This window comes from Micromonospora sp. NPDC002411, from assembly GCF_053592955.1.
On sequence record NZ_JBSFBM010000473.1, the window covers coordinates 1 to 3,943 of the forward strand.

Annotated in this window: 4 protein-coding genes; 2 read left to right on the forward strand and 2 right to left on the reverse strand. The window is 69.2% G+C overall.

The window, feature by feature from the left end; all coding sequences use genetic code 11:
* The first annotated feature begins 123 nt into the window (after positions 1–123).
* Positions 124–1,221, forward strand: a complete 1,098-nt coding sequence (locus ACWCO3_RS32410; RefSeq protein ID WP_450013720.1) for a winged helix DNA-binding domain-containing protein — start codon at positions 124–126, stop codon at positions 1,219–1,221.
* Positions 1,222–1,258: 37 nt separating this feature from the next.
* Here ACWCO3_RS32410 and ACWCO3_RS32415 read toward each other — a convergent pair whose 3' ends face one another.
* The gene (locus ACWCO3_RS32415) at positions 1,259–1,402 is read right to left on the reverse strand and encodes a hypothetical protein (RefSeq protein ID WP_450013722.1); all 144 of its coding nucleotides are present in this window, start codon (positions 1,400–1,402) and stop codon (positions 1,259–1,261) included.
* Between the two features lie 106 nt (positions 1,403–1,508).
* Entirely contained in the window at positions 1,509–2,090 is a 582-nt protein-coding gene (locus ACWCO3_RS32420) for a type 1 glutamine amidotransferase domain-containing protein (protein WP_450013724.1), read from the reverse strand.
* Between the two features lie 236 nt (positions 2,091–2,326).
* On the opposite strand from ACWCO3_RS32420, the gene ACWCO3_RS32425 reads away from it, so the two are divergent.
* Positions 2,327–3,169, forward strand: a complete 843-nt coding sequence (locus tag ACWCO3_RS32425) for an aldo/keto reductase (RefSeq protein ID WP_145780060.1) — start codon at positions 2,327–2,329, stop codon at positions 3,167–3,169.
* The last annotated feature ends 774 nt before the right edge of the window (positions 3,170–3,943 follow it).

The following is a 3,943-nucleotide window of genomic DNA, read 5'->3' on the forward strand; positions in this document are numbered from 1 at the left end:
GGCCAACAGGAAGAGCCCGCCGTAGATGAGGGTGAGCCACCGGTCGGGGCGACTCCGTATCCGGCACCTGTCGTTCCGGACCGCCTCGACGGAAACTGTCGCCCGGCGACGGAGAATGAGAACGTGACCGTTCTCGATTCGCGGGCGCTCAACCGCGCGACGCTCGCCCGGCAGTTGCTCCTCGATCGCGCCGAGATACCGGTCCCCGACGCCGTCGCGCACCTCGGCGGTCTTCAGGCGCAGGAGCCGCAGGAGCCGTTCGTCGGGCTCTGGTCGCGGCTGCGTGCCTTCGACCCGGCGGTGCTCTCGCACCTGCTGACCGAGCGACACGTGGTGCGCACCCACCTGATGCGTCGCACCGTCCACCTGGTCGTCGCCGACGACGCCGTGGCCTGGCGGTCCCGTCACGACGCCATGTTGCGCCAACGGGTGCTCGGCGTCTACCGCGGCGAGTTGACCGGCGTCGACCTCGACGACCTGGCCGTGGCCGCCCGGAAGGTGCTGGCCGACGGTGAGCCGCGCTCGATGCCGGAGATCGGGCGGGCGCTCGCCGAGCGCTGGCCGTCCGCGGGGCCACGGGCGCTGGGTGAGATGGCCGTCGCGCTCCTCCCGTTGATCCAGCTGCCACCACGCGGCGTGTGGCGTGCGAAGGGGGGCGTACGGCACGTCCTGCTCTCCGCGTGGCTGGGCCGGGAGGTCGACCCGTCGACCCGGGAGGGCTCGGATCCCGTCGGCACGGTGCTCGTCCGCCGCTATCTGACCGCGTTCGGGCCTGCTGCCACCGCCGACCTGCGCGCCTGGTGCGGCCTCGCCGGTCTGCCGGCCGCCGTCGCCGAGATGCGCGACGAGCTGGTGACCTTCCGCGACGAGCGCGGTCGGAAACTGATCGACCTGCCCGACGCGCCGCGCCCCGACCCGGAGACACCCGCCCCGGTGCGGTTCCTGCCGGCCTTCGACAACGCGATCCTCGGCTACGACGACCGCAGCAGGATCATCGACGACGCGCACCGTCTCCTCTCGGTGGCCGGCGAACGCGTGGTGCTGGTCGACGGCCGGGTCGCCGCGACCTGGACCGTCGAGGCGGGCACCGTGACCGTCAACCCACTGACCAACCTCAGCCGCGCCGACCGCGCCGCCGTGGAGGAGCAGGGGCACGCCCTCGCGTTGTTCCTGTCCGACGACGAGAGCGACCGGGTGCGGGTGGCCTCGTCGCCCCGGTGACGGGTGCGGAATACCCGCCACCGGGGAGGCGGAGGCGTCAGTCGATGGTCGGGGGTGCCGTCCTCGCCGCCTCGGCGAGTGCCGCCGCCGCCGTGGCGTACGGGTTGTAGATGTAGGTGCGTGCCAGGCCCGTGCGGGCCGCGACCACCAGCAGCCCGCACCATGCGCACCAGTCCCGCACAGCCGTTGCCAGGCAGGAGCGGCGGCGTTTCGGCCGTCGGGATCGGGATGCCCCCGCTGTGGGGCTCAGGCCCGGCCTGATCCTCCGGATCCTGAGCCCTGCCGCGTCAGGCCGTCGCCATCTGGCGGACGTTCTCGCCCTGGGCGAACACCTCTACCATCTTGGCGCAGAAGGCCGGAAGATCACTGGGGTTGCGGCTGGTGACCAGGCCGTTGTCGACCTGTACCTGTTGGTCCACCCAGTTCCCGCCAGCGTTGCGGATGTCGGTCCGCAGACTGGGGAACGAGGTGACGGTCCGGCCGCTGACCATGCCGGTCTCGACCAGCGACCAGGGGCCGTGGCAGATCGCCGCCACCGGCTTCTGTTGCTGGAAGAATGCCCGGACGAAGTCCATCGCCTGTGGGTTCATCCGGAGCCGGTCGGGGTTGACCGTCCCGCCCGGCAGCAGCAGGGCGTCGTAGTCGGCCGCATTGGCCTCCTTCACGGTCCGGTCCACCCGATAGTGGTTGGCCGGGTTGATGTCCTGGTTCATCGACTGGATCTCGCCGGAATTCAATGAGATCAGGTGGACTTCGGCGCCGGCCTGCTCGGCGGCGGCTCGGGACTGGGTGTACTCCACGTCCTCCACCCCGTCGGCGGCGAGGCAGGCGATTCGTTTGCCGGTCAGTGGCTGCTGGCTCTGCGCCATCTTGGCGGCCTTTCCTTCACGGCGTCGCCCCGTCGGCGGCGCATCGTTCGCTCGCGGTCGCCTTCCCGCTGTCAGAAGCGGGAAACAGGTCACCAATGGCCGCTCAAGGGTGGGAGGATCGGCCGCTCGCCGATCAGGCAGGGTCTGCGTGGAGGAAAGGTCACCGTACGAGACTGCTTCCGGTCGATGCGGGTAACGGACTGACCCACTGGCGCCGAGGCCCCGGAAAGGCCGACATGACTCTCCCTGCCGCTCCGATCGAACTGCCGTCCGGCCAGACCATGCCCGTGCTCGGCCAGGGCACGTGGTACCTGGGTGAGCGCCCCGCGAGGCGACGGGATGAGTTGGCCGCCCTGCACGCTGGCCTGGACCTGGGTATGACCTTGATCGACACTGCGGAGATGTACGGCGATGGCGCCTCCGAGGAGCTTGTCGGCGAGGCCATTGTCGGACGACGCGGCGATGTGTTCCTGGTGGACAAGGTGCTGCCGTCCAACGCCAGCCGCCGGGGAACCGTGCAGGCCTGCCGCCGCAGCCTGCAACGACTCGGCGTCGACCACATCGACCTCTATCTGCTGCACTGGCGCGGCACACATCCACTCGCGGAGACCATCGAGGCGTTCGCCGAACTCGTCGACGCCGGCGACATCGGGCAGTGGGGCGTGAGCAACTTCGACCTCTCCGACATGACCGAGCTACTCGATGCGGGCGGGAACGACTGCGCCACCAACCAGATCCTGTACAACCTCACCCGCCGCGGCCCCGAGTACGATCTGCTGCCCTGGCTACGTGAGCACCGGGTCCCGGTGATGGCGTACTCCCCGATCGAGCAGGGCAGACTGCTCGGCCACGACCAGGTTGCGGAGGTCGCCGCGCGGCACGGGGCGACGCCCGCTCAGGTCGCGCTGGCCTGGGTGCTGAGGCAGGAGATGGTTGCGGCCATCCCCCGATCGTCCAACTCGGAACACACCCGGGAGAACGCGGAAGCACGCGACCTGCACCTGACCGAGGAAGACATGACGGCACTCGACACGGCATTCCCGCCACCTACCGGCCCGCAACCGCTGGAGATGTTGTAGGGGCAGTGGCCGTTTGGGCGGGCGCCAGGCGAGATCACCATCGCGCTGGTGCACGGTCTCACTCCAGAGCGCCCTGACCAGCGGGAACTCCGCAGGGTGTCACAAACATCCCTGCGGGATATGTCCCTTGTGAAAGGTTTTGCCCTGAAGGTTGCCGTTGTCGCGGCACTCGCACGAGCAGATCGAGTGCAAGCCACTGCGGATGGCCACCCAACAGAGTCGGCGGACGGGCCGTCTTCCAGCCCACCAGATGACCGTCGCGACTCGGGTGTACGCCCACTTACCTTCCGCTGTGGGGCTACCCGTCTTTCTCGTCCCGCCAGCCGTCGCTCCTGAGCCGGCACGCGCTGAAATCGATTGCAGCGCGCACCGTTTGCCGTTTCAGGATGGTAGTTCGGCCGAACGTCGAGTTGCTGGTACACCTCGGCCTTGTCTGAGGGATCGGCGTCGCGGAGCACGGCGGTGATGTCGCCGAGTGCGTCCACCAGGGCCATGATTTCTCCTCGGCTCATCCTGCGCCCGGGGCCGCCCGAGTTTGCGCGGAGGTCTGCTTCCGCGCAGGCGCGTTCAGTCTGGGTCTAACCGCAATCCAGGCGGTGACAACCGTCGGGTGCAGGTTTCCCCGCCCGAAGCGCTCACCGGGCGCAGGGCAGAGGCGAGGGGCTTTGACCTGCGGTGATGAAGGCCGAGCGGTATGGCTCGACCTCCCAGCGGATACCGAAGTGGTCGGGTGTCGTCTCGGGCGGTCAAACCAGCGTCGCTGAATTGATTTGG

Excerpts from the sequence above, each read along its gene's own strand:
- ACWCO3_RS32425 (WP_145780060.1), top strand. The coding sequence starts at position 2,327 with ATGACTCTCCCTGCCGCTCCGATCGAACTGCCGTCCGGCCAGACCATG.
- ACWCO3_RS32420 (WP_450013724.1), bottom strand. The coding sequence starts at position 2,090 with ATGGCGCAGAGCCAGCAGCCACTGACCGGCAAACGAATCGCCTGCCTC.